Origin of the sequence: Desulfogranum japonicum DSM 18378 (assembly GCF_000429945.1) — a bacterium.
GTDB classification, from domain to species: domain Bacteria; phylum Desulfobacterota; class Desulfobulbia; order Desulfobulbales; family Desulfobulbaceae; genus Desulfogranum; species Desulfogranum japonicum.
In genome coordinates, this window is the sequence record NZ_KE386996.1 from 79815 (window position 1) to 105879 (window position 26065).

20 protein-coding genes are annotated in these 26065 nt (G+C 45.9%); 5 read left to right on the forward strand and 15 right to left on the reverse strand.

Going from position 1 to position 26065, the window contains the following annotated elements:
- The 7 genes from G493_RS33775 to G493_RS32805 form a co-directional block, all read right to left on the reverse strand.
- The coding region (locus tag G493_RS33775) for a hypothetical protein (RefSeq protein WP_035275961.1) at positions 1–320 on the reverse strand (320 nt) is incomplete at its 3' end.
- 343 nt (positions 321–663) lie between these two features.
- Positions 664–1296, reverse strand: coding sequence for a response regulator (locus G493_RS0125675; RefSeq protein WP_028582638.1), 633 nt, complete (start codon positions 1294–1296; stop codon positions 664–666).
- Complete coding sequence (locus tag G493_RS32800; RefSeq protein WP_051309966.1) at positions 1274–2614, reverse strand: PAS domain-containing sensor histidine kinase; 1341 nt, start codon at positions 2612–2614, stop codon at positions 1274–1276. The genes G493_RS0125675 and G493_RS32800 overlap by 23 nt, the downstream gene beginning before the upstream one ends.
- 157 nt (positions 2615–2771) lie before the next feature.
- Positions 2772–4883, reverse strand: a complete 2112-nt coding sequence (locus G493_RS31395) for an LssY C-terminal domain-containing protein (protein WP_205623764.1) — start codon at positions 4881–4883, stop codon at positions 2772–2774.
- 68 nt (positions 4884–4951) lie between these two features.
- Positions 4952–7168: a glycosyltransferase gene (locus tag G493_RS0125690; protein ID WP_028582640.1), complete on the reverse strand. Its 2217-nt coding sequence runs from the start codon at positions 7166–7168 to the stop codon at positions 4952–4954.
- On the reverse strand, positions 7165–8229 hold the full coding sequence (locus G493_RS31400) for a lysylphosphatidylglycerol synthase transmembrane domain-containing protein (RefSeq protein WP_051309968.1): 1065 nt from the start codon (positions 8227–8229) through the stop codon (positions 7165–7167). The genes G493_RS0125690 and G493_RS31400 overlap by 4 nt, the downstream gene beginning before the upstream one ends.
- 384 nt (positions 8230–8613) lie before the next feature.
- Positions 8614–9495: a phosphatase PAP2 family protein gene (locus G493_RS32805; protein ID WP_051309970.1), complete on the reverse strand. Its 882-nt coding sequence runs from the start codon at positions 9493–9495 to the stop codon at positions 8614–8616.
- A 196-nt stretch (positions 9496–9691) separates the two neighbouring features.
- Here G493_RS32805 and G493_RS0125710 point away from each other — a divergent pair, with 196 nt between their 5' ends.
- Positions 9692–10372: a response regulator transcription factor gene (locus G493_RS0125710; RefSeq protein ID WP_028582642.1), complete on the forward strand. Its 681-nt coding sequence runs from the start codon at positions 9692–9694 to the stop codon at positions 10370–10372.
- Entirely contained in the window at positions 10369–11838 is a 1470-nt protein-coding gene (locus G493_RS31410) for a sensor histidine kinase (protein WP_051309972.1), read from the forward strand. Before G493_RS0125710 ends, G493_RS31410 begins: the two co-directional genes overlap by 4 nt.
- Before the next feature lie 555 nt (positions 11839–12393).
- Here the strand turns inward: G493_RS31410 and G493_RS0125725 are convergent.
- The 7 genes from G493_RS0125725 to G493_RS0125755 all read right to left on the reverse strand — a co-directional run bounded on the left by G493_RS0125725 (position 12394) and on the right by G493_RS0125755 (position 20080).
- Complete coding sequence (locus G493_RS0125725) at positions 12394–12807, reverse strand: response regulator (RefSeq protein ID WP_051309974.1); 414 nt, start codon at positions 12805–12807, stop codon at positions 12394–12396.
- Positions 12785–15331 (reverse strand): PEP/pyruvate-binding domain-containing protein, encoded by a 2547-nt coding sequence (locus G493_RS0125730; RefSeq protein ID WP_028582645.1) that lies wholly within the window; start codon positions 15329–15331, stop codon positions 12785–12787. Before G493_RS0125730 ends, G493_RS0125725 begins: the two co-directional genes overlap by 23 nt.
- Positions 15332–15397: 66 nt before the next feature.
- Positions 15398–16099, reverse strand: coding sequence for a hypothetical protein (locus tag G493_RS0125735; RefSeq protein ID WP_028582646.1), 702 nt, complete (start codon positions 16097–16099; stop codon positions 15398–15400).
- Complete coding sequence (locus tag G493_RS0125740) at positions 16078–17394, reverse strand: sulfite exporter TauE/SafE family protein (protein WP_028582647.1); 1317 nt, start codon at positions 17392–17394, stop codon at positions 16078–16080. The genes G493_RS0125735 and G493_RS0125740 overlap by 22 nt, the downstream gene beginning before the upstream one ends.
- Positions 17395–17458: 64 nt before the next feature.
- Entirely contained in the window at positions 17459–17887 is a 429-nt protein-coding gene (locus G493_RS0125745) for a response regulator (protein ID WP_028582648.1), read from the reverse strand.
- A complete protein-coding gene (locus tag G493_RS0125750; protein WP_028582649.1) occupies positions 17884–19557 on the reverse strand; it encodes a sensor histidine kinase in 1674 nt (557 codons plus the stop codon). The genes G493_RS0125745 and G493_RS0125750 overlap by 4 nt, the downstream gene beginning before the upstream one ends.
- On the reverse strand, positions 19550–20080 hold the full coding sequence (locus G493_RS0125755; RefSeq protein WP_028582650.1) for a helix-turn-helix domain-containing protein: 531 nt from the start codon (positions 20078–20080) through the stop codon (positions 19550–19552). Before G493_RS0125755 ends, G493_RS0125750 begins: the two co-directional genes overlap by 8 nt.
- A 369-nt stretch (positions 20081–20449) precedes the next feature.
- On the opposite strand from G493_RS0125755, the gene G493_RS0125760 reads away from it, so the two are divergent.
- The 3 genes from G493_RS0125760 (at position 20450) to G493_RS0125770 (ending at position 23538) form a co-directional block, all read left to right on the forward strand.
- Positions 20450–21664: a sensor histidine kinase gene (locus G493_RS0125760; RefSeq protein WP_028582651.1), complete on the forward strand. Its 1215-nt coding sequence runs from the start codon at positions 20450–20452 to the stop codon at positions 21662–21664.
- Positions 21661–23067: a sigma-54-dependent transcriptional regulator gene (locus G493_RS0125765; protein ID WP_051309976.1), complete on the forward strand. Its 1407-nt coding sequence runs from the start codon at positions 21661–21663 to the stop codon at positions 23065–23067. Before G493_RS0125760 ends, G493_RS0125765 begins: the two co-directional genes overlap by 4 nt.
- A gap of 249 nt (positions 23068–23316) precedes the next feature.
- Entirely contained in the window at positions 23317–23538 is a 222-nt protein-coding gene (locus G493_RS0125770) for a Nif11-like leader peptide family natural product precursor (protein WP_028582653.1), read from the forward strand.
- 282 nt (positions 23539–23820) lie between these two features.
- On the opposite strand, the gene G493_RS32810 is transcribed toward G493_RS0125770, so the two are convergent.
- The gene (locus G493_RS32810; protein WP_051309978.1) at positions 23821–25191 is read right to left on the reverse strand and encodes an HD domain-containing phosphohydrolase; all 1371 of its coding nucleotides are present in this window, start codon (positions 25189–25191) and stop codon (positions 23821–23823) included.
- Between the last annotated feature and the right edge of the window lie 874 nt (positions 25192–26065).

The window sequence follows — 26065 nt, forward strand, 5'->3', positions numbered from 1 at the left end:
TCACCACTTCTGTTGCCGTTTTGGCCGGTAATAAGAGGTGCACTATCCATTTGAATACTATCGAGGCATGATCCGTCTCTGTCCCTATCTGGTCCCGAACCATCCCTGTCGCCACTTCTGTTGCCGTTTTGCCCTGTGAGCAGAGGGGACGTTGTCGTCTCCATCTGAATAAATCTCTGGCATGATCCATCTCTGGGCCTGTCCGGTCCCGATCCATCCTGGTTACCACGTCGCTTTCCATTTCCGGCAGCTAAGCATAAGCTGGGGATAAGGCAGGCTGCCAAAATTGCAATAGCTGTTTGTGTAAATCTCTTTTTCACTGCGACCTCCATTCATTCAATGTTGATGTTTGTATCGTGTAAAAGAACTCTTTACTTGACGCTATCAATATATCGGAATGATTCAGAAAATCGTATCGGTCAGACCCTGTATTTTTTGTGGGACTACCGTGCACCGGTTTGTCGGTCTTTGTCCTACAAGACAAATACCAACAGGTGTCTGTCCATGAATGAGGATTTACGTTCGAGAGCAGGTAAACGAAAACTCCGAGGCATTTTCAAAATATCACCGCAGGCATTTCGCTGATATCGGAGCCTACGCTTGCCTCCGAGAATAACATTTTCTAGGATAATGCAGCTTATCGGGGGAAAGATAGGGCAGGCACTAACTGACCAGTTTTTGTTTTATAGCGTAATAGGTAAATTCGGCATTGGTTTTCATGTTCATCTTATGTAATGCACGACGTCGGTTGGTACTGATTGTTTTTACACTGAGTGACAGCTCTTCAGCAATTTCTGATACGGTCATGCCGGAAGCTATCATGAGCATAACCTGATACTCACGGTCCGATAATGATTGATGAGGATGCTCTGTATATTCATTTTCCAAATAGCCAGCCAGCTTTTCCGCCAATGCCAGGGAGATGTATCGTCCGCCTTGTGCTACTTTGCGTACGGCAGAAATGAGTTCATCTGGAGCGCTTTCCTTGGTCAGGTATCCTTTTGCCCCTGCCTTGAGGGCTCTGATGGCGTACTGTTCTTCAGGATACATACTGAGTATGAGTACAATACTGTCTGGAGAATGCCGCATGATTTCCTTGAGAACATCCAGGCCATTCATATCCGGCATGGAGATATCTAACAGTACCACATCAAAATATTGGCGCGAAACCAGTTGGAGTGCATCGTGTCCGTTTGCAGCTTCTGCAGTAACTGTAATGTCATTGGTTTCTGTTAAAATCTGCTGCAATCCGGCTCGCACAACGGCATGGTCGTCAATGATCAGTATTTTTGTCACGTTGAGTCCTCATACAGTGCTGTGATGGAATGGAAAGATATATGGTGGTACCCCTTTTCGCATTTTGTTCAATGATCAGTGCTCCATGAAGCAGAGCGGCCCGTTCGCGCATTCCACATAGCCCCAGGGATTGTGGAGAGTGTATCTGTTCCCGGCTGATCCCTCTGCCATTGTCTCGAATGGTCAGGGTGACAACATCTTCCTCACGGATGAGAAGAATTTCGACCTGTGTTGCTTCTGCGTGGCGTACAATATTGGTCAGGGCTTCCTGGAAGATTCGATAGACGATGATACGGCAGGCGTTATCCAGCATGATCTCTTCGGGAATACTGAGTATATCAATGGCGATGCCAAGCCTATCCCGTATGGTACTGGCATGCCACTCCATGGCAGCAAAAAGCCCGAGATCGTCCAGCAGTCTGGGGCGTAGGTCTGCAGATATTCTTTGTACTATCTGGAGAAGTTGGCTCAGTTGCTGGTCCATGGAGGATAATTTTTCATGGAAGTCCCGGCGCTCTTGCTCTATATGTCTGGAAATCCAGGCAATATCCATTTGCATGCCTGTAAGTGCCTGGCCTAACTCATCGTGAAGTTCTCTGGCAAGCCCCTGACGTTCATGCTCCCGTACTTTTTCCAGGTGGCAGGTCAAAGAACGCAGCTGTTTGTGCGATTGCTGTAGTTGTTTTTCGTTGCGTTTTCTCTCTGAAATATCTTTAAAATTTTCCACAATACCTGCAAGAGTGCCGTTGGCATCATGGAAAGGCGTTGCTGTGACAATGCAAGGTGTAGCCCTGTTATTACGACTGATTTTATCTGAATCATATTCAACTCGTTCAGCTCCATTCAGAATCTTTTTCATGGGGCATGCATCGGTATGACAGTTTGCCCCCCTGAAAATATCATAGCATTTTGCATGGAGGACATCCTCTGCCCGCTCACCGGTGAGTTTGAGAAAGGTATCGTTGACGCGTACAATGGAGAATGTTGGGTCAATTACCCGCATGCCATCTGCAGAGGTGTTGAAGATCTGGGTGAGTTCCGTATTGATTTCCTTGACTTTTTTTTCAGCTTCCCGCAGGGCTTTTACCAGATATTGTGCATACAAGGCAAAGCTGAGAAAAAGGAAAACTATGGTGACCCGCATCCATAATTCATGGGCATCAGGAAAAAAGATATGGCTGACAAAGTTAAGTTTTTGTTCATAAAAAATCTGGGAGTGAACAAAGGATTCCACCAGCCAGGAGAGCACGCTTAACAGAACACCTAAGGAAATCAGTTTGTTTGATTCCGTGGGGATGATGATGTGCGAACGTTTCATGTGTCAGAGCTCCGAAGGGTGATGAAAGTACCCTGTAAAGGTAATTATAATAAGTGATTTCTCCTATATGCCATATCTTCGGACGACAGCTTTCTGTATAGGTAAGGGGTAACGGCAAACTTTGCCTGTCCAAATCTGATCCACCTGAGAGTAGGTATTATTGCAATTGAATGATATACGTATCTCCATCGGTAAAAAAATGATCGCCTAGAAAATTTTTTTCTATTTGGGGAGGAACCAGTTTTATTTTCTGAGAAGATTCAATTTTTCCTGTGGCTTGAAGATCTTGATATAGCGACTCTCGATCTGCGTTTAAATCCGGAGAAATTGTGGGAATAATACCCCACTTTAAACCGTCGTTGCTATTCACTAATCCCAGATAGATGGTGTTGCCATTTTTCAATGCAAAGTTTGTGCGCCATAATTTGAGATGGTGTGCATTACTCAGCCAATTTGTTCCAGACACTTTTGCAAAACTCATATCCTGTGTTCTGGCATTGCAAAAAGCAGGTGACAGCGGCGCATGTGGATATGGTTTTTGTAATAGTAAAGCCTTAACAGCTTTGGTGAATGCCGGAAGTGTTGCCTTGTCGGTAGCAACCCAACCTGCCTGCTGCAGGGCTGTAAGCAACAGTTGATCTTTTCGAGCAAAGAAAATAATGTTTATGGGCTCCTGCCTATCACCAAGAATCGTTTCGGTATACTTTACTTGTTCATTTGTAAATACATCTGTAATGTGCGAGACAACTACTGTCTCCTGTAGAGGGACCGTGGCCGGGGGAGGGGTGTACTGAGTTGAAAAGACGATATAAAACAGGAGTGCAAAGGAAATGCAAACGAAAGAGAGTGGACCGGCTCCACGAGCAGGAGCCACAGCCTGAATATCATTTTTTGTATGGCTGAGCCATTCTGAAAATGAGACAGCAATAATCAGCCACATACTGCCTACAAGATAGCCGCTCCATACATCGCTGATATAGTGTTCCCCAAGGTATACTCTACTGAAACCTATGGCTATGATTATACAAACAGTACCAAAAAAGACATTGATTTTCGCATTCCAGCTGCGGACAACACGCATGAGAAGGTAGCCCATAAAACCATAGAAAGCGACTGCAATGGTTGCGTGGCCGCTAGGAAAAGAAAACGATTTTTCAGCATATACGGCCAGGGCAGGGCGTGCGCGGTGAAATGCCAGTTTTCCTAAAGAGGTAAATGTCTCACTGCCGCAAACAGATATTAAAAGGGCTGCAATATAAGGCTTCTTCCTCCACAACCAGAGAAGAGCCATTGAGACGATAATAAAAGTTATAATCACCTGGCTTTTGCCAAGCAGAGTTATCCAGGTAAAAAAGGTCGTCAAAGTTTCTGTACGTAACGCAGCAGCAAGATTTGCAATACGGATATCAGCAGCGATAATCGAATCTGTTGTTATCAGATCTTCTACAATCCCGGCAAACAATGTCAAAACATAGATAAAAGCAAAGGTAAATAGAGAGAGGGGAAGGCCAGAAAATTTTTCTGTATTAAGCCGTGCTTGTAAAAAAGCGATACAACGAGGATGCTTTTTTATCCATAGAGCGACGTGTTCATTCTGCGTGATAGCCTTTTGAATTGAATACCACAGGGAATGAGTAATGATCCAAAATTGCGTACCCTTTTTTGTAATTAGCCATTTGCAGGTGTAGAGGAGGATGCCGATGATGACAAGAAACGCAAAAAACAATCCTGCCCGAGATAACCACACTTCGGCAAGATTAAGTGATTGTGCAAATATATAGCCGGCAAGAACCCACTCAATCCCCCAGCCGGCAGCACCAAGAAAATTCCAGAGCATGAATGTCCGTTTGTTCATTTCCACGCTGCCGGCAATGAACGGGACAATTTCTTTGACACTTGGAACGAAACGACCAAAAAACACGCTCTTTGCCCCATGAGCATCCATGAAACTTTGCGCTTTTTTTACATAATCAGACTTGAGAAACCAGAAACCTTTTCCAATCCATTTAGCCCCATATTTCTTCCCAAGGTAGTAATTTATGTTGTCACCCAAAAGGGCACCTGCAACAGCAAACCAGATGAGTCCGACTGTGTCGAGATAGCCCCGTGAAGAAAGAGCGCCGAGAAAAAGAATAATTGTCGAACCGGGCAAAAAAAGGCCTATACCTAGAGTCGTCTCAATAAGCGCTGCAAAAAAGGCAACCCAGTAACCCAGAAAATGAATATGTTCTATGGATGGTGATATGAAATTGATTAGTTCTTGCAGCATAGTTTGCCCTTGTGAGAAATTCGATTTGAAAGAGTTTCCTCAAAGGAGACGTCGTGCCATGATTCCTTTTAGAATGTTTCTGCTTTTCCTAGGACAATAACCCGCCGATAGAGCTTTATTACCTGTTCGGCGATTTTTTCTTCTGCATAATCTGATGCAAAGACCATGCTATTTTCAGATAATTGAGACAGTTTTTTGCTGTCCAGTACAAGCGTAGCAACAGCTTTTGACCAACTTTCCGTACTTTCAGCAACCATCAGACCATTGTAGTCATTTCGGACTACATCGTGGACTCCGCTGGCACGTACAGCCACTACTGGACAGCCGGCTGCCATAGCCTCGATCAAGACCATGCCCTGGGTTTCTGATGTGGAGGCAAAGATAAAAAGATCTGCGGCAAGGTAACACAGGGCGACATCCTGAGGTTGCATATTCCCTGTGAAAATAATCTGTTGATCCAGGCCAAGCATGGAAACTTTTTCCTCGAGCCGTTTCCTTTCCGGGCCTTCTCCCACCAGTAAGCACTTGAACGGCACAGGGATAAGCTTTTTTACTTTTTCCAGGCCATCAATCAGGAAATCGAGATTTTTTTCCTTTGCCATCCGTGAGACACTGATCAAAAGGATTTCGTCTGTTGTGGTGTATTGATTCCGCAAGGCCTGAATCTGCTGAGGTGTCCAGCGGTTGTAGATTTCCATATCGATACCGGTGGGAATCGTTTCAATCAGGGCGCTCACCCCCAGATTGCGCAGGTATTCCTCGGTTGACGGGGTGGGAGTGATGATGGCGTCGCAGTGGTTGGCAAATCGTTTTATCAGCAGGTGAGCGGCCAGGTTCTTCAGAACCGTACCGCGAAAAGGCAGATAGTGCGTGTATCGCTCCAACCTGGTGTGGTAGGTGAAAACCAGCGGAAGTTTGCGTTTTTTTGCAAGGCGCATCCCTTTTTTACCAAGCCAGAATGGGTGATGCACATGCACCAGGTCGCATTCAAAATCGGTAAATTCTGTTTTGATTTTCGGGGAAAAAAGATTGGTAACAGGAAATCCTGCCAGGCGCAGATTAAACAATGTGGAGCATCTGGTTATGTTTGCATCTTCAGACATACTCCACGGAGCCGGATAAAAGGGCGCAAAAATTTTCACCTTATTTCCTGCCTGGAGCAATCCCCGGTAAAGGCGGTCTATGGAAAGGGGTACCCCTCCTATGAAAGGCAGATAATTATTGGTAAACATGGCCACTCGAAGGGGCATGTGTGAAAATGAGGTTTCATCGACACTGAAATCCCGGTACAGCCTTTCCTGATGCAGAATGAGGGAATAAAGTTTCAGCGCTATGAGGCTGATAATGCTCAATACCAGTAACGCGTTGAACAGACTCATATAGAACAGGGAATGCAGATACAGTTTTAAAGTTTCCAGTTTTTCACGGAGTGTTCCCAACCGTTCTGTGGCTTCAACGTTTTTAATAGTCGTTTGATCCGGTCCCACGTCGACGTTGATAATCTGATAAGGTTCCTGTCGATCAAAGTGCAATCCCCCCCCACCACCGGAAATAATGTAACGAACCCCTTGTTCAACCCGTTCATGAAAGGTGGGGTAACCAGCTGAAAAGACGGTGGTCACGTGGTAATAGGAGAACAACTGCCGTAATTCCATGCTCAGGTTTGCATCCAGCACATAGTGTGTTTCCTTCGGGTTAAAATCTGGCAAAGCAACAAGCGAATGATTCAAAAAAACAAACCTGTATTTGAACTGGCTGGCAGCTGTCAATTCATTTCTGAGCCAACGCATTTGCCATTTCCATGACGTTTTTCCAGTGGAATCCAGAAAAATAAAATAGGTGTTTTCGTGATGGAAAGAGAAGAAGTAGGGGCCAAAATGTCGGTAAAATTTTCCAGTCCCAAAATCTTCAAGCTCATTATGACCAGCTGACAAGACATAGGGAATGTCGAGTTTCCTGAGACCGCGATAGAGTAGGCGGTACTTGCTTTCTGCACCGTCAAACACAGCATTGCCAACAGATATCATGAAATCTGCGTTATTGTCTTCTATCAGTGGGGTGATGCGTTTTTCAAAAATTCGCATGGAATTTCTGATGTTGCCGACAACAGCGAATCGATACTCGCTTCTTCCTCGAAGCTTTGCCTCGATTCGGTCCATATTTTCAGCATTGAGGGCCTGATAATCAGCCTCACGAACAAAGAGATAGATCCGGTAGCCGACCAACAGAGCCATGAGCAGCAGAGTGAGAACCAGATAGAGGGTAAGTCGTTTTTTTCGGTTCATTGCTGGATTGCCTTGCCGCGTTGGAAAAGTTCCCTGTACATAAGCACAATGCCGATCACCACACCGATATAAATGGTTAAAACACGCCAGGAAAGGGTCAGGAGAGCGATATCCTGTTTTTGTACCAACTGAGCAAAAAGGAGTCCGTAGCCTCCTTCTGCAACACCTGTTGCTCCTGGTGTTGGCGCAAAATACATGAAAAAGGTCACCACTACCTGGAAGCCCAGTACGGTTACAATCGATGACTGGTATCCCAATGCCCTGATCAGCACAATGGAAAATGAGAAAAGGAAAAGCAGGAACAGTACCGTAAACAGTACCGAAAGGATCGCCCATTGGGGGCTGTTTCTGAAATATCGCTTAAACCCATTGGAGAAGAGGTCCAGTTCCAGGGAAATTTTTAAAAACCATTTTCTGAAACGAGGCTGGGAGAGCATTTTTATGCTGTTGAGCAGATACAGACTCCGGTACATCCAGCGTTTGAGAATGCGAATCCTGCATAATATGATCCAAAAAAACGCAAGGTACATACAGGAAACTCCGGTAACAGCATAGAGAATGCTTGGATGGAAAAACATACGGAATTGATTTGGGCCGATCCAAATGATGAGAGGGGTGAGGGTGAACAGGATCAGTGCGGCAAGAATGGTGCGGATCGAGGTGGCTGCAGTTGCTTCGCCAAGCGGTATGCCTTGCTGTTTCATGAAATAGACCTGGATTACACCGCCGCCTGTCGCAAGAGGCGTAACATTGGATATAAAGATATTAATGAAAACCAGTTTCATGATGTAGACAAACGCGATCCGGAAACCCATCGCCCGGATTACGCAATACAGCCGCAATCCGTCTGCAAGGAAATAGAGAATCAGAATAATTGCAAGTATACTGAGTACACCGGGGGATAGCAGGCTGGAAGGTATCTGCAGTCTTCCGGCAGAAAAGTAGTGATGAATACTATATAACGTGACGAAGGATAAGGCGAAAAACAGGATTGCCAGCCCGAAATAGCCGGTTGTTTTTCGTAGGATATATAATGGAATCTGCTGCAATCCTTTTATCATTACACATGTACCGTTAAGGAAAGGTGCTCACTGGCATAGCCATGACCCTGCCTTACAATGATTACTGAAAGAATATGTAACTGCTTACATGATGCGTGAGGTTTTCACAATCAGGCTGGCGCAGCATATTGGCCCATACGTAAGCCTGGCTGATCGCGGAAAGATCCTGGGCTCTGTGAGCAGTTACAAGAATATTTGAAAATATGCCCATGGTGGACAGAAAATAAAAGATAACCTTCATATTCCATTTTCTGTATTATTTCAGCAGGAAAAATTGTAAATAATTGTGTAACTCTTTGAATTGTCTTTTTTTTGCGAACATCTCCGGGAAACGTACTGTTGCAGAGATGTTCAAAAGAGCTGTTCTGGCTGGCAAAAGGATGCTTAGGGTATCTGCCTTGTTACCGGATATTTACAGGTCAGTGCAGGTTCGGATAGTTCGCGACCGCTACATGTGTGCTGCCTCGCATCTACGGCAGGATATGTTCGTGAGAAAGTCGGGTTAAGAAATGATATATTGAAATCGTCGAGACAATACCAGGAGAGGACTTCTGCTACGATATACACAAGGCCCCCGGCCCACACAATATCGCTGAGAAAATGAGCACCTTGCATGATTCTCGCTGCTCCAACGAGAAAGCCAAACAGCAATCCGGTATTGAGGGAAAAGAGTGCAATAGTTCGTGATTTTTTTCGAAAAATGAACCATGGCGCCATCATATAAAAAGCAATGGAGGCATGACCGGATGGAAAAGAGCTGTTTTTCTTTCCAGGTCCAGGAGTCCAGAATTGGACAAATTGGTATTCTCCTCCAAAGGTTTTCAACTCTTGCGGCCTTGGTCTTCCTACATGGTCCTTAAGTATTACATTTGTGATCAACCCCGGTCCCACTATCAAGAGCAGCACCAGGAACACCGCAGGTTTCCGGAATTTTTTTAAACAAGAAATGAATGTGCCCAATACACCGCAGACAAGCGCTGTGCCTCCCAGAATAAGTCCAGGGAGCGGGCCAACCGTATATAACGTACTCCAGGGTGGCTTACCCTGTCCGGGCCACTGATGATTCGGATTGAAAATCAGGTGTTCCAAAGCTAAATCAGCACCGGTCATGAGGATAATCAAGCTGATGCTGATGAGTAGCAGCATGACGGTAAAAATATGGTTGAACCTTGCTTGTACTGGCGCACGCAGAGAATCTGATGGTATTGGTGTGTTTGTTCTACTGTCTACAGGCGGGTAGTCTGGCGGAAACAGTTTTTGCATCATCTATCGCATTGTAAAAATAATTGTGTACAGATTAGGAAGGCGGGAAAAGTATCTGCATCCCTCATTGAAAAACTCTATAGCAGAAGAAAATGAAGAAACGATGAAGGGTAATGGGGGCAAAAGACAGTATCTTCATTATTCCTCCATTCTCATGTGGTATTGTTTCTTGATAATATTGGTAGAAGGAGAGACCACCATGAGAATTCTTGTAGTAGATGATGAGCCCGAGCTGGTAGAGCAGGTTCGACAGGCTCTGGTGAAACAGCAGTACACCGTTGATACAGCCCTGGATGGCGAAGAGGCTATGGACAGGGTATATGTTGACCCGTACGATTTGATCCTGCTTGATATCATGCTTCCTAAAAAGGACGGATTCGATGTTTTGCGGGAACTCCGTGAGGAGAAAAAGAAGACACCTGTGCTTATGTTAACAGCCATGGGAGATGTGGGGGACCGTATAAAAGGACTGGACCTGGGAGCGGACGATTATCTTGCTAAACCGTTTGCAATGGAAGAATTATTAGCCAGGGTGCGAGCCTTACTGCGCCGGAGCAACGAATTGGTTTCACCCCGGATTGAAGTGGAGACTGTCAGTCTGAATACTGCTACCAGAGAGGTGCATCAGTGCGGTGAACCGGTGGAATTAACGCCCAAGGAGTTTTCAATTCTTGAGTTCCTGTTTTACAATCTCAACCGTGCCATATCCCGTTATACCCTGGCAGAACATGTCTGGGGAGATGAATTTGATCCGGTTACCATGTCAAACAGCATAGATGTGCATATTAAAAACCTGAGAAAAAAACTTGGTCCCCATGGGGCTCAGATTATTCATACCGTACGTGGTGTCGGGTATATGGTTCGAGACGAGAGAGCATGAAAATCAGACATTGGATAACTCTTTGGATCAGCGGAGCAGGTTTGCTGGCTGGTCTTATCTTTTCCCTTGTCATTTTTTACGAGCTGGTGGAGCAACCATATGACATTTTAGATGAGGAACTGGATAGTCAGGTATACACACTTCTGGCAGCCCTGCATCCGGTGAAAAACGACCATGTCTCTCTCCAGACCCGAGCCGTGCTGGATGCCTTGGGCAGGTTGTACTGGCTGAAGATTTATAGCGAGCAGGGACACCTTCTCCATGCTTCATCCATGACCCGGCTTGTAGACCTTTCTCTCAGGGAAAAGAGTACAAGGTACAATATTGATGCAACTGTTCCTGTGGATATTGCGAATTTTGATCAGGGCGATACCGGTAAAGTCAGTTTTCGGGTCCATGTCGTATCCGTAGTTTTTGGTGGAACACAATATTTCGTACAGATTGCCAGGCCAATGGAGAAGCTTCAGGACGAAATCAGCGAGCTGATTATATCTATAATCATTGGCTTACTCCTGTTTATGCTTGTTCTGGTATCATTTGGTTATTTTGTGGCTGGAAAAATATTGGAGCCAATTCGTACTATCAATGGCTTAGCCAGAGAAATCAATGAACGTACACTGGAAAAAAGAATTCCTCAGGGTAAGAACCGGGATGAATTACACGAGCTTGCCATGACGCTCAATCAGATGTTTGACCGGCTTCACTTCTCGTTCAGGCAGCAGAAGGAATTTATCGCCAACGCTTCCCATGAATTGAAAACCCCACTTGCCATACAGCGGCTCTTTTTTGACGAGGCAGCAAAGCGCGAGGATTTGCCAGAGGATTTGCAGCGGCAGATTTTATCACAGGCGCGGGTAACAAGGCGGATGGATCAACTGGTAAAAAATCTGCTTCACCTTTCTGCCCTTGAATTGAGGAAGACCTTTGATCCAAAATTGGTACATGTATCTAAACTTGTCGCATCGGTCCTGGAAGATTTTGAATACATAATCGAATATTCAGATATTCAGCTTATCAGAGATATTCAGGAAGGTGTTAGGTCTCTTGGCGATGAAGATATGATCAGGAGGGTATTAATAAACCTGATCGATAATGCCATTAAATATAACTCGGGAGATGCCAGGGAGATACGCGTTCGCCTTGAAAAAACCGCTGATACTGTCAAACTGCAGGTATACAATACCGGCAATGGCATTCCCCTTGAAGAACGCGAAAATGTTTTTCATCAGTTCTACAGGCTTGAGAAAAGCCGATCAGCAACATATGGTGGCTCGGGACTGGGGCTGACGATTGTGAAAAGGATAATTGATCTTCATGGTGGGGATATTCAGGTAGAGAGCGAAGTCGGTAGTTGGGTGCTCTTTACCATTTTGCTTCCTCTGGATGAGAACTCTCCCTGCTTTGTTGGCGGGAACGCTGTGGCGTCGTTTGGCACGTCCAAGCGGAGTGAAACGGAGCGTTGTTGAACGACGGGTTATGTGTTTGTGTCTTGTTTTTTGAATGTTTGACGTGGGTCAAGGTTCATACTTACAATGATGCTTGCTAAGCATTTAAAAATACCTGAAATGGCTTTCCCGATAATATTGAAAAGTATTATCAAGATGAGCAACAAAAAGATAAACTTGAAGGTCTCAGTATTTTCAACGACAAGTCTATTGTTATTTAGAGTAACTTGAAAAGGAATATGATCAGATTCCAAATTAAGAGTTGTTTTTATTAATGATATATTTTCCGTATTATGAATAAGTTGATCAATTATGTCTATGGACCATAAAACAACGTAGGTTCCAAGTGCGAAAATGCATATGGCAATTAAGATTTTGAAGTATAAAGCTGGAGATTTCAAATTTTCTGTATTGTCATTTTGGTGTCTATCTTGATACATAGCTACAATTTATTTAATTTTTGAAAGATAACATGTTGCTTTTATAGAGGAGAAATTCCTGAAATAAGAATTTTTCCTTTCATCGTTGGGGAAGACGCAGTGGGGTCGTGTGCGTCACGCATACATTTCGAATTTCTTATCTCTTTTGATTGGCAAGAAATTTCCTGGCTGCCAGTTCGATTTTTTCAACCAGTTCCTGTGTGTCAATGGGTTTGAGACAGTAATCAAAGGCCCCGCTCTGCATACCCTGAACTCCGGATTGTATGGAGGCATGGCCGGTAAGCATGATAACTTCACTCTTGGGCCAGTGTTTTTTGATTTTTTGCAGGCACTGGATGCCGTCGATACCCGGCATGCTCACATCCATGACAATGACCCCCCTGGGATCTGCCTCCATGGCCTTGATTGCTGTGCTGCAACCATCGGCAGTCGTAATCTGCAACCCCTTGCGGCTAAGGTGTTTATGCATGGTTTCCAGGAATTCCAACTCGTCATCCACCATCAGGAGGCTGACCTTTTGTGCTGCATCAAGGGAATCTGTGTCCGTCATGACTAAGCATCTCCTTAATATCTCTTGAAAATGTGTCTCTATAGCGTTGCTGTTGGCCGCTGTCTGCCATTACCATATCGATCTGACGGGTGTGAATGGAAAGGTATCCCAATACCTGAAGACGGGAGTAGAGAAATTCCAGGGAACGTTTCTCCACCCTTGCCGTCAGGGCATCACCGATTTGGTCGACCCTGAATTCAAACTCATTAAGCAGGTCTGTTAACAACGCAACCCGGGCAACGCGACGTTCTTCGTCGGCAGCTCCACCTTTAAAACGAAAGGTAACATACCGTTCCGTGCGGAGGCTACTGATATATGCTTCGATCATAGCATAATGATACCCGAGTCTGACACTTAAATTACAGTAATTACGCGAGACAAGGAAATAATTTTTTTGGATCATGGCCGAACGTACAGCCGGATCCAGTCCCGGATTGCGAGTGGATTGGAAGAGTATGGAACCCATTCCCCGAAAACTGACCTGTGGGGGGCCTTTCCAGGGAAAGGCATGCATACCGTTCCATATGGCCAGCATGGGGCTGGAGGCAATATCGCTTATATTGATGTATTTTTCCGATGCATTGAACCCTTCACTGAACCCGTCAGCAAGATTGATGACCCACCATTCCATCGGCATGTTGTCAACCAACCGTTTGGCAGCCCCCTTCACGTATCGGTAGCGTTCTCCAAAGCGAAACATTTCAGTGACAGATTTTTCATGGCAGAAACGGGTGATGTCGTGCAAGGTTGTACAGTATGACGACCTGAAAAAAGGTGAACCCGGATCGGTGAGGGTTAGCGGAGTGATATGGTGCAACACCTGCTTCATGGTTTGCTCCACCGGGCTTCCCTGCATGGGACTGGATTGGGATGTGGCTGGAGTGACGCATAATTCTTTGATGCATCCATCGTAGATAACGCGATGTGACGCGTCCACCGTGATGATCTGGTCGTTGTTCAGCACCTTGAGCGCATCTTTTACTGCAAGGAGCGTTGGCAGGCCAAATTCCCTGGCAATGGTAGCTAGGTGTCCGGCTGCACTGCCAGTAGTTGCGACAAGGGCAGAAGCACGTTTAAGCAGTGGTGCCCACTCGGGTAGAGGGTGCTCGACAACAAGAATTGCTTTCCGCGGAAAAGAAAGAAGATCAACGGTATTGCGAACCACCCGCACGGGTCCGCTGCCACCTCCAGGACAAGCTGTTACTCCGTCCTGGAGTAAAGGCTGAGCATCTGTATGGATTTGTTGAGCGGGTTCATCTTGTTCCAGAAAGAGGGTGGAGATAGGCCTGCTTTGCAGAATAAAGAGTTTGCCTGAGCTGTCAATGGACCATTCCACATCCTGGGGAGCACCAAAATGACGCTCCAGGTCCATGACTGTTGTCGCTATCAGAGTGCGTTGTGCATTGGTTAATGGACAGGCTTTTCTCTCGTTGTTTCGGTCACTATCCCGCTGGGTGAAGGGAGGTGTTCGGGAGACCTGGACAAGGAAAGTCTCTTTTGTCCCCTCGACTATTCCCCTGGCACTGCCAGGGGAACAGTATATGTCCAGATAGTGTGAATCACCGCCAGGCGAGCTGGAATAGCTGACACCGCTCATGGTTGCCTTGATCATGACCAGGCAACCAACCCCCATGAGCATATGTTCGTGTCGATATCCTTTGGCCAGTCGATAGGTCATGGCACGGGTGGAGTAGGTGGATGCAAGCACCGTTTTATATGCCTGTACCAGCTGTTCTCTGTCCACGTTGAGTTCTGTCTGGTACAGTCCTGCAAAGGAGGCATGGCCAAGATCCTCACCAAGAGCACTGGACCGGACAGCAATCTCAAGGGGGGCCCCGTATTTTGCTTCCAGCTGGTCAAAGTGTTTATACATCTCTTTTTCAAGTTCATCTGGCAGCGTGCATCGCTGGATAAGCTGTTGCACATCATGGCTGCGGCGGTGCATATCTTCCAGATTGTGAGAATCGGTTTGCTGAAAGATGCGGTTAATCTCTGTAAGGAGTCTGTTTTGCTGCAAGACCGCTTGAGCTGCGGCACTGCTAATCACGAAGCCTTCGGGTATGGAGACATTGTTCACATGCCCGGCTTCGCCCAGATTAGCCATTTTTTCACCACTCAAGGCAACAGAGGCGCGATTGACAGCATCAAGAGGCAGAACCCATGCACCGTCGACAGGTTCAGGCCCCTGGTCCAGCAGGGCGTCAATCTCACGCTGAATGGTTTCGTATGCAGGAACAAGGGCACTGTACTTACCGTCAGCCACATATCGCAGATTCTCTATCATTTTAAAGACATTGACAGCTACCACGGTTGATTTTGCCCTGATAAAGGCCATGGAAAAGTTTCGACCTTGCAGCAGGGCCTGTTCCATCTCTGCCATGGCTTCCAGGGCATTGTTGTTTGCTGTGAGAAGTTCTCTAAAATGACTGTAGTTGTCAAGAAAACGCTGTTGCAGTTCCTCGAGGGAATGAGAAGGTGCTGAGGGGAAGAACAGTTGTTGCAGCTTGGAGAGGAAAGTGCCCATAAATGTGTTGAAGTATAACCCCGCACCTGCCGGGAGAGGAGGCAGGCGCAGGGTGACCGTGGGAGGTCAGTGTTCGAGTTTAATGCCCATCCCTTCAAAGATAAAGAGCAATCCAAAACCATACCAGACCGTATAGGCCACATAAAAGACCAGGGCAAAGGCAAGAAGAACCATTTCTTCGCGCACTGGTTTTACTTCAACTTTGTAATAATTATATGATGGTTCCACTGCTTTGGTCATGCTGTTTTTAACAAATTTGGCCTGGCCGAAAGCCTGGGCCTTGTTCAGCTGTACGGCCATGGCGTCAAGCACCTGGTACCAGCCATAGAGAGCTTCCAGTTCATTTACTCCATACATCTCTGAAATGGCCTGACCATTGTTCTGGTACATGATATCCGCGTCATTGAGAATTGTGGTCATGATCTGGGAAAAATCTCCAGTAACCTTGACATATACGCCATCCATGCTGGTTGTAATCTGATGCTTTTTGAGCAGTGTGTCTGCCAGTGCCGCCTGCTGGGATGATTTCATTACCAGGGTATACTCAAAGGGAGTACCTGCATACTCCTTGGCAGCCTCAATCTGTTTATCGATATAATAGGCTGAACCCTTTGAGAGTTGGTTAAAGAAATTGTCCAAGTAGACCAACCCATTTACTTTTTTCCCTGTGGGGCCGGGAAATAAAGGCATAAAGATCGCTGCCAGTATTATAAAAAAGGAGATCAGCATCAGGGTGCCGCGGGTTTTTAATTGTGTTGCATTTCCCATGATTCTTGTACCTCCTCAGCACGTAATACATTCAGGTTAGTGAAAAAGCTCCAGAATACCCAGACCGCAAAGATGATAATGATACAGAAAAATCCGTAAGTGCCAATGGTATTGAGTACTTTGAGCACTTGGGGTGAAACATCCAGGTACCCCATTTTCACCAGTTTGGATGGGAGTGCGCAGGCACGGTTAAAAAAGCCGGCACTGACGGTAATAGCATAGAATGCACAGATGGTGGTTCCTGACACTACCTTGGTGACAATGGACCCGACCTGGATACCGATCAGTGAGCCCAACAGCATTCCCATGGCCAGGGTATAGAAAATGAAGCCGTAAATTGCATACTGGGTAATGGAACCGTAACCGGCAGTGAAAACGATCTGAAAAATATCTGTTCCAACTGTGGTCATGGAAGAAACGCCCAGGCCGTAGACAAAGATGGGGAAGGTGAGAAAACCACCACCAACACCCATGATGGCAGCTGCCAGGCCGACGATGAATCCGGCAATAATCAGAAAGAAAGCTGAAATCTTTCGGCCGCCAGGGGTGACGCCTTTGTCAAAGGTCAGCATTGGGGGCAAATTGATAGATTGTACCATCTTGCCAATTGGAGGCACTTCCTCGCCCTGTGTTGCTGGGCCTTCACCTTGTGAATTTGATTTTGCTGTCTTTCTGCGGGTGGTTTTGTACCAGTCAGCCAGGGCATAGAAGGCAAGGAAGCCAAGCATGAGCACATAGATGATGGTGATGAACATGTCGCTGAGCACAGGGTTTTTGTCATACAGTGCCCGGTTGATATATCCGCCGACGGTTGAGCCGCTGATGGCTCCTATGAGAAAGGTAACTGCAAGCGCGACAGAGATATTTCCCATTTTACGATGCAGCACAGATCCCATGATAGCCTTGGCAAAGATGTGAAACAGGTCAGTTCCGACCGCCAGAATACCCTTGACGCCAACGCTCATCAGGGCAGGCGCAATAATAAATCCACCGCCAGCACCAATACAACCGGTAATCAAGCCGGCACATAGCCCTACAAGAATGGAAGCGCCAAAAATCAGGTTGGTATAGTGGGAAGGACCATAGGCTGATTTCCCACCCAGAAATGATGGTAACGCTCCCCCCACGCTGTCGGCAAATGCTATGCCGCCGAGAAGAATGGGGATAAGTAGGAGACCAATGATGGCCAGCCGTTTTCGACTGCGCAGAATATTGTTGGACATCTCCAATTCCCAGTGGGCCTGCGCACGGGCGCCCACCATCATGAATTGGTGTAGATTACGGAAAAAATTCATAACTTCCTCCTTAGGGTTTGCGTTTCTATCCAGTTTCACGCGTCGTACAGCAATGCCTGGCTGATTATCCAGGCATGACCATATGCCGCTTGATTTGCGCCATTTCTATTTTTTCCTCCTGGACACGCTTTCTTTCATGGGCTGCGTCCAGTTTTTCCATGAGTCGCTCCATGTCCATAGGCTTCATCAGGTAGTCAAACGCACCGTATTTCATGCCATCGATACCCGATTCTACAGATGCATGACCGGTCAGCATGACAACCTCGGTCAATGGCGCGATTTTTTTCATTTCCTTGAGAATTTCTATGCCATCTCGACCAGGCATTTTTACGTCCAGTAGGACCACGTCATATTTACCGGGTTTGAACATCTGCAGGGCAACTTCACCGTCTTCCGCTGCATCGCATTGAAGATTTCGTTTTTGCAGTTTTTTGACCATGATGTCGCGAAAATCCTGTTCATCATCCACGACCAGTACGTTGTATCTTGTCATTGGGGCCTCCTTTCCTGATTGGGAAGTGTTGTCTGTCGAATGGGAATGGTCACCGTGAACACAGCTCCTCCCTCTGTTTTGTTGTCTGCGGTAATCGCTCCTCCCATGGTTCGAATAATATTCTGGCTTATGGACAGACCGAGACCTGTCCCTTTGCCTTGTTCTTTGGTTGTGAAAAACGGATCCCATATCTGCTGCATAACTTTGTGGTCAATGCCAGGGCCGTTGTCTTCTACTTTGATGGAAATATCGTCTTCCTGGACAGAGGTGGAAATTGTTACTGTCCCGTCCTGTCCCACTGCGTCCAGGGCGTTGTCGAAGAGATTGAGCAGGACCTGTTGAAGCCGATGGGCCTCGGTCATGGTGACTGGCAGATTGTTGTCCAGGTTAAGAGTAATGGTGATGTTATTGTGCTGGGCCTCTTTTTCCAGAAACGAGAGGGTTTCCAGTACCACATCGTTGCATTGTACCTGTTCCTGTTCTGCGCTGATCTTGCGGGCGAATCCCAGCAATCTGTGGGTTATGACCGCTGCCCGTTCCACATGGTGTTTGATTTTGGCTATGGTGGAGAGGTATTCCTGATGATTTTTCAGGCTGGCCGGATCTTCTTCGGGGAGCAGTTCTTCCAACCAGCCGACCTGGGCAAGTATCATCTGCAGGGGATTGTTGATTTCATGGGCAACACCTGCTGCCAGACGACCTATGTTTGCCATTTTTTCAATATGTGCCATCTGTTGATCCATGGCTGTTGATTCTCTGTCTGCCCTGGCAATGTGTGAAACAATGAAGTGGCTCAGGAAAAATGCTGTGATAAGAAACACCGAGGCAGTTATGACGATGATGACAATGGTTCTATGAAGGTGCTCCTGGTAACTGTCCAGCATGTCGGGAATATGTACTTTGAGCATCAGCAGCCAGTTCTGGGTATTGAGCCAGGTGGTGGCATAGAGTTGATCCTGAATGCGGGTTATTTGTGTTCCTGTATGATGGCGGAGAAGTTGGTGTTCCTGTGCGTTGAGCGATTCCAGATGTTGCAGGCTGGGTGTCTGCAATTCGCCGGATGTATTGACGATAAACGCATCGCCATGTGCGCCGATCTGGGCGCTGTGCAGTAATGAGTTGAATACGCTGGAATTAATGGTGGTGCGCAGTACATAACTTTTCAGTGGATCGGTAAGGGCGACTACGAAATGGGGGAGATTTCGGTAACCACTGAAAATATCACTCACGTATACACCGCGCACCAGCACCTCATTGAACCATTCCTGGTCATGGTAATTCTTCCCGATCACCTGCTCACGATAAGGGCCCACATAAGCCAGTTGTTCACCTGTGGCTGCGATGGTCTGCAGGTCAACAATGCTTCCAGACTGACTGATGGCCAGGAAAAGCTCATTAAGGGTTTCTACGGTATTGAAATGTTCCGCATCGTAAAGACTGATGAGAGTGCTCAACAGGTCGACCTGGTGTTTGAGAAAATTATTGATCACGTCATGCCTGTGGGTAATCACCTGGCTGGCTGTGACCTCAATATCCTGTATAGCCACCTGCCTTGAGTTGTAGATTGAGGTTGAGGCAATGATCAAAATGGGCAATATGCCGCAGAGAAAGAAAATCGCTGTGAGAAGTTTGCGTAATTTCTTATAGTAGCTTGATTTGTGGTCACCCATGACATCCTCCCAGACGATTGAGGACTGATTCAAAATCAGATGTCTCTGTCGGTGAAAAACTGTACAAGGGGATGGAGGTGGTCAGTACCTGCCGGATACTATCGGCCGTGTTTTTTACCTGTTCATCGCGGCCAAAAACAAGGATGGTATCTGGTGAAAAGGTGATGATTTTCAGTTCTGTATTGCTGTCATAGGCTATGCATTCGATGATGCAGGACGTTTTTTCCCTGAATCGATACAGAGCCCAGATAATTTTAGCGGTCACAGCTTTTGGCATGAGCAACTGTTGGAAGATGACCAGGATTTTTTTCAGGTGCCCTTGCAGGAGGCAATCGGGGACTGGAATATGATGTCTTACCAGATGATGAATCAGATCCTGGGAACTTATCAAGCGCTGTCCCTGTCTGGCAATCACCGGTATGAGTCCGGAATCGAGCCAGCGGGAAAATCGATCCACAGAAACGCAGCACACAGAGGCTGCCTGATCCGGGGTAAGATATTCGCTGTCATCGAAGTTGCGCATTGTGCTGTGCTCCAAGCTGGTTGATCTTTGACTTTTCTAACGCAAGCCTGGGGCCAGGAGAGCCTTGGTGTTATGTTTTTTGAAATTAGTATTGTATTCAGTATGTTGCGTTAATTTCGAGTGGTGGCTTTTTGTACGTAGTTTTTGCTGCGTGTGTAGATTAGGTGACATTCAAAGGTGTGATTTTTGCTAATATATTGAAATAAAAAGAAAAATTTGAATGTGTGGTGTGGGTGACATGCAAAAGCGCTACTTCGTTGAAAGTGTGTAGATTTGGTGACACGGATGAGCGTGGAAGGTAATATCTGTAACTGAAAACAGGCTGTCTGTATAACGTGTTACGAACTCTTCGGTACAGGAGGAAAGGTCGTGGTTGACGAAACCATAAAAATTCTTGAGCAACAGCGTGAGGATCTGGTTGTTCGTTTTCTCAGAAAGCACGAAGAGGCAGAAGCCAGCCGTTCGTTCACCGAGAGAGTGCTTTCTGGTATTGCAGAGCTTCTTCTTGTACTTGACCAGGATTTTAAGATCATTCAGGCCAACAAAGAGTTTTATGCGAAGACGTTGTTCCCAGAAGTCTCTCATGCTCCATTGTACCTGGGAGATATTTTTGACGAGGTAACTGCGGAAAAAGTTTGCACCGGTTTGAAATCTGTTGAATTTACAGAGTTTGAAGCCCCCCTTAATACCAGAGAGGGAACATTGCCGGTCAAGGTGCGTGCCTCAAAATATTGTAATCCTGATGGGGTAACTCTGTATTTGCTGATCTGTTCTGATTCTTCAGAATTTTATGATCTCATGCACAGGCTGCAGGAAGGACAGAAGCAACTTATCCATTCCAGTCGATTGGCCAATCTGGGTGAAATGACAGCTGGTATAGGCCATGAGCTCACCCAGCCTCTGAATGCAATTCTGCTCTTTGCCAGGAATGGCCTGAAAGCCCTGAATTCTCAGAATCCGGATCTGCAGATGTTGCAGAGCAACCTGGAGTTTATCGTAGACCGGGTGCATAAGGCGACTTCTATCATTAATACCATGCGTAGTTTTGGCCGTAAGGTGGAGGACGATCTTTACCCTGTTGATATCAACCCTCTTATTGATAAGATACTCCAGTTTCTGGAGGCGCAGTTGCGTATAGGAGAGGTAGAGGTGGAGGTGCATAATGCTGATTCAGGTTGTACGGTGCTTGGAGTGGACGTTCGACTTGAACAGGTTTTGCTTAATCTGATACAGAATGCGCTCCAGGCCATGGGAATGGTTGTCCGTCCCAGGTTGATTCTCAGAACCATGCTGGTTAAGAAAGTCAATCCCAAGACCATGCGTCGTCAGCCCTATGTTGTCATTTCCATTGAAGACAATGGCCATGGGATAAGTCCCGAAGAACAGAAAAAGATTTTTGATCCCTTTTATACATCCAGAGCAGCAGGAACAGGAATGGGGCTCGGCCTGTCCATAGTTGAACGAATTGTTCATAGCTTTTCGGGATGTATTGAGGTCAGCTCTTCTCCGGGACAAGGTTCTTGCTTCCAGGTTGCCATTCCACAGTATATGAAACCGCAAAAGCAGGAAGAGGACATCTCATGACAAGGCGCGATATCGATTCATTTGGCAAGGGACAGGAAGTTTTAGTCGTTGATGATGATCGGTTTCTTTTGTCCGCCATCAGTCAGACACTCTTGCTTAATGCCTATAATCCTACGATTACGACCAGTCCTGTAGAAGCCCTCCAACTGCTCAGGCAGCACGATTTTGCTGTTGTGCTTGCCGATATCCGTATGCCGGAGATGGATGGTATGGAGTTGCTTAAACACCTGCTCGAATTTGACCCGGAATTACCAGTCATTCTGATAACCGGGCATGGTGACATTAATCTGGCCGTGGAAGCCATGAAAAGCGGAGCATATCATTTTCTGCAAAAGCCTGTGGATGAAGATGTAATCCTGGCCACGCTGGAACGGGCTCTTGAGCGAAGGGAGTTGTTGTCAGCCAACAAAAAACTGCAGGAACAGCTTGAAGAGAAAAAAAGTTTTTCCAATCGGTTTCATGGCCTGATAGGCCAACACCCTTCAATGCAGAAGCTCTTTGCAATGATTGAGACCTATGCCGTGGAGCGGGATCCCGTCTTGATTGTAGGTGAAACAGGTACAGGTAAGGAACTGGTTGCCCGAGCTATCCATACCATTGGGCAGGGACCGGATACTCCTTACCTTGCCGTCAATATGGGGGCGCTGCCTGCAGAAATGATAGAGTCTGAGCTCTTTGGGCATGAAAAAGGTGCTTTTACCGGTGCGATACAACGCAAGGTCGGCAAATTCGAGTATGCAGGTACAGGAACTCTTTTTCTGGATGAAATTTGCTCCATGCCAGCACATCTTCAGTCAAAATTGTTGCGGGTTCTGGAAGAGCGAAGTTTTACCCGTCTGGGGGGGAATCACGCCATTTCCCTGGATGCCCGTATTATCGCTGCAACAAACCGGGACCTCCCCACAGAGATTCAGAAAGGTAATTTTCGCCAGGATCTCTATTTCCGGCTTAATGTTTTACCTCTCCATCTCCCCCCGTTGCGGGAGCGTAAAGAGGACATTCCCCTGTTGATAGAGCATTTCTCCCGGGAATATTGTGTCGGTAACACCGAACCACCTGATATTTCGCCAGATGTTATCCTGGAACTGAGTAATCGGATCTGGCCAGGTAACATACGGGAGTTACGTAATGTTGTACGTCGATATTGTGTTCTGGGAATGAGTGAAAATGAATCCGCAGGCCAGGAATATATCAAGGATGCAGAGGCCTTGAGCCATCCGGAAACATGTCCTACGTGGAAAGAGTTCATGACCACGCAGGAAAAAAAATATATCGAAGATGTGCTGCAGCGAACCAATGGCCAGGTGGTAAAGGCACATAAGCGGATGGGAATATCCAGAAAAAGCCTGTACGAGAAAATTAATAAATACAGCATTGATCTGGAGCAATTTCGGAGTGGTTGACCCTGGTACGTGACGTCCTTTCCATTTTGTATTATTTAGAACAACTTTGTAGGCTGGTGTTTGTTTGTTTACAAAAAAGTGGACAGACTCTGGTTGAAAAAAATGATTTTCCTTGAAAAGACAACATAAATGAAGTGAAAATTTCTTGGCACGCTTCCTGCTTATACATTTATGAAATTATTGATTGGATGTGATGACAGTACGATTTTTTTCAATATAGAAGATATTCGTGGAAGAAAGGAGGCTATTATGTCAAAAAAAGAAGTAGAAAGATTTCTCATTGCTGGTGGCGAAAACAAAGAAGTGCGTCTCAAGTATAACCAGATCGAGGCGATGTCCAGTTTCGTAGCAACCGCCGTTGCAGATGGCTATGATTTTACGGAAGAAGAACTGACCCTGGTATTGCGTGAGAATGGTGATAGTTTTGAATCCTATGGTAATCCGCGTATGCGTGATATCTGGTGGTATTAATGCGTGTGATCTCATTTCCTTTGTAGTTTATTTCTCTCAAGCAAAAGAACGGTCTGGCAAAGAGGTGTATTTGAACCTTACTGTCAGGCCGTTTCTTTTATCTGGTACCCAGAATATCTCTTCACAGCCTTTTGCGGGTGTGCCGTTACTGATTTTTCTGAATGCTCGAAATTGTTATATACTTTTTGAACTATCTATGCGGGAAACCGCGATCGTGCAAAGAGGTAAGCGACCATTGGGAAACTCCGTTGAGTATCTGTGATCAATCAGTTACGTACAATCTTATGCAGGGACAGTATCCCCTAATTCGCAGGATATCTTCTTGAACTCCTCTTCTATTGCAAGAAAGGCTTCAACCACGTCGGGATCAAAATGCTTATTGGTTTCCGAGACTATGATAGCTTTGGCTTCTTCATGGGACATAGCATCTTTGTATACCCGTTTTGAACGTAAAGCATCGTAAACATCTGCCAGGGCCATTATACGTCCCTCCAAAGGTATATGGGTGCCTTGCAGGCCCATGGGATAACCTGTGCTATCCCATTTCTCATGATGATACAGAATGATTTTTTCGGCAGCAAGAAGATAGGGAGTGCCTTGTACACCGATTTTATTTTTAACTTTTTCTATAACCCTGTTGCCAATAAGAGTGTGATCTTTCATCTGTTCAAATTCATCGGCGGTGAGCTTGCCTGGTTTTCGCAGAATATGGTCAGGTATACCAACCTTTCCTATATCGTGAAGGGGAGCAACCTGATGCAAAAGATCGATATAAGCATCTGAGAAGTCAGCCTTACCGGTTATTTTCAGATATTTTGCCAGCTTGAGCAAATAGGTTTGGGTTCGCAGAACATGTTTTCCGGTTTCGTTGTCTTTTAGATCAGACATTTCCATAAGGACATTGATGATGGCGGCGTGGGTATTTTTTAACTCTAATTCCTTTTTCTCCAGGGCTTCCTGCCTGATGACAGCCTCTGTGATGTCCTGTATGAGTCCGACGCTTTTGGTTGGAATATCTCCATCGTAAAAGGTTTTACAGATTTCCTTATAGTAGTGTATGCCACCATCAACAATAACCCGATGGGTAATATTATAGTCGGTACCATGTTTAACAGAATTACTGTATACCTTGTCTACCATTTCTCTGTCATTTGGGTGGACACAGTTTAAAAATGTAGCATAGGTTGGAGGTCCGTCTGCTCTGTCCAGATCAAGCATGTCATAGACTTCATCTGACCAGTACAGTTTATCGGTAATCAGATTCAGTTCCCAGTGCCCAATCTTTGCAAGAGACTTAGCCTCTCTCATTCGTTCCTGTTCAAGGCTCAGTTCATCTCTCAATGTTTCAAGCTCACTGATATTCTTTAAAGATATAATGATATATTCATCCTGCTCAAAATCCAGTTTGTTCAATTGATATTCGACTGAAAGATAAGACCCTAGTGAGGTTTTAAGCTTTCCCAAATTCTCTGCACTGAATTTGGACCATAAGCTTTGGATAGGCTTACCGATAATGTCCTTTCCATCGTATCCTGTCATATGAAAAAAAGATTCATTAGCATGCATCATAAGGCCCAATTCATCGGCAATAATCATGCCGTCTGAGGTCGTGTTCAACCACTTTAGGACTGTTTCGCTAAGGGGTTTATTCATCACAACATCCTCCAATTTCATAGGGCAACCGGGAATATGCAAGTGATGTCCTGTTTTTTAGTATGTGCCACTGTTACAGGACATCACCAAATACATAATAATCAATATGGCTGATAGTTGTTTATAGGTCATGAGTCTAACGGCTGAGTTCAGGGGGTGGTGAGTTGAGAGACAAGCAAGATTGGATAATTAATTTTTTCCGTGACCCTTGGATAGCGCCTGTCCATTAATGGTCTTTTCGGAATATCGTTCCTCGCTTACCTAACCTTGCACAAAAATTCTCATTTCTGGACAGGCACTAGATAACCAACTTCGATTAACCGATAGAGTAAAATTGAAAAACTCAGCTTCGAAAAATTGCCGAAACAGCCAGTCACTTGAAGCGTTTTGTTGCGTGCCGGGCACGGCACACGTTATTAAAGGTGTGTGTAACTAACTGTACATGATTACAAACGGTTAGGCAAGACCCAGACTCATCCTGATGGAGACGAAGGACGTAGCGCTATAGCGTGCCTATCCCTCGACAGGAGAAACCCGCATCATGATGGGAATAGTTGAGCGGGGAAATATAATGCGTTCTCTAAAGCAGGTTAAGGCTAAGTAAAGAGTTCACCCGGAGTGGGCCGGCAAGTAAGAAATATGATATCCTACCGGTTAACAAGCCGTTGGGATATTTAGAAAGTTTCAGGCTGAGGTAGATGTGTAGGCAGAGATTTCCCTGCAAACGAAGCAGTGAGTAATTCTGAGATGTATGCAAAAGGATTACGCCCCTGCATCCCAGCATACGGCATGTTCTGGTGTCAGGCCGTATGCGCCCGGTACAGCGTTCGCCTTTATCCGATTTGGAACAAAAATATATTTTTCTCCATTGCAC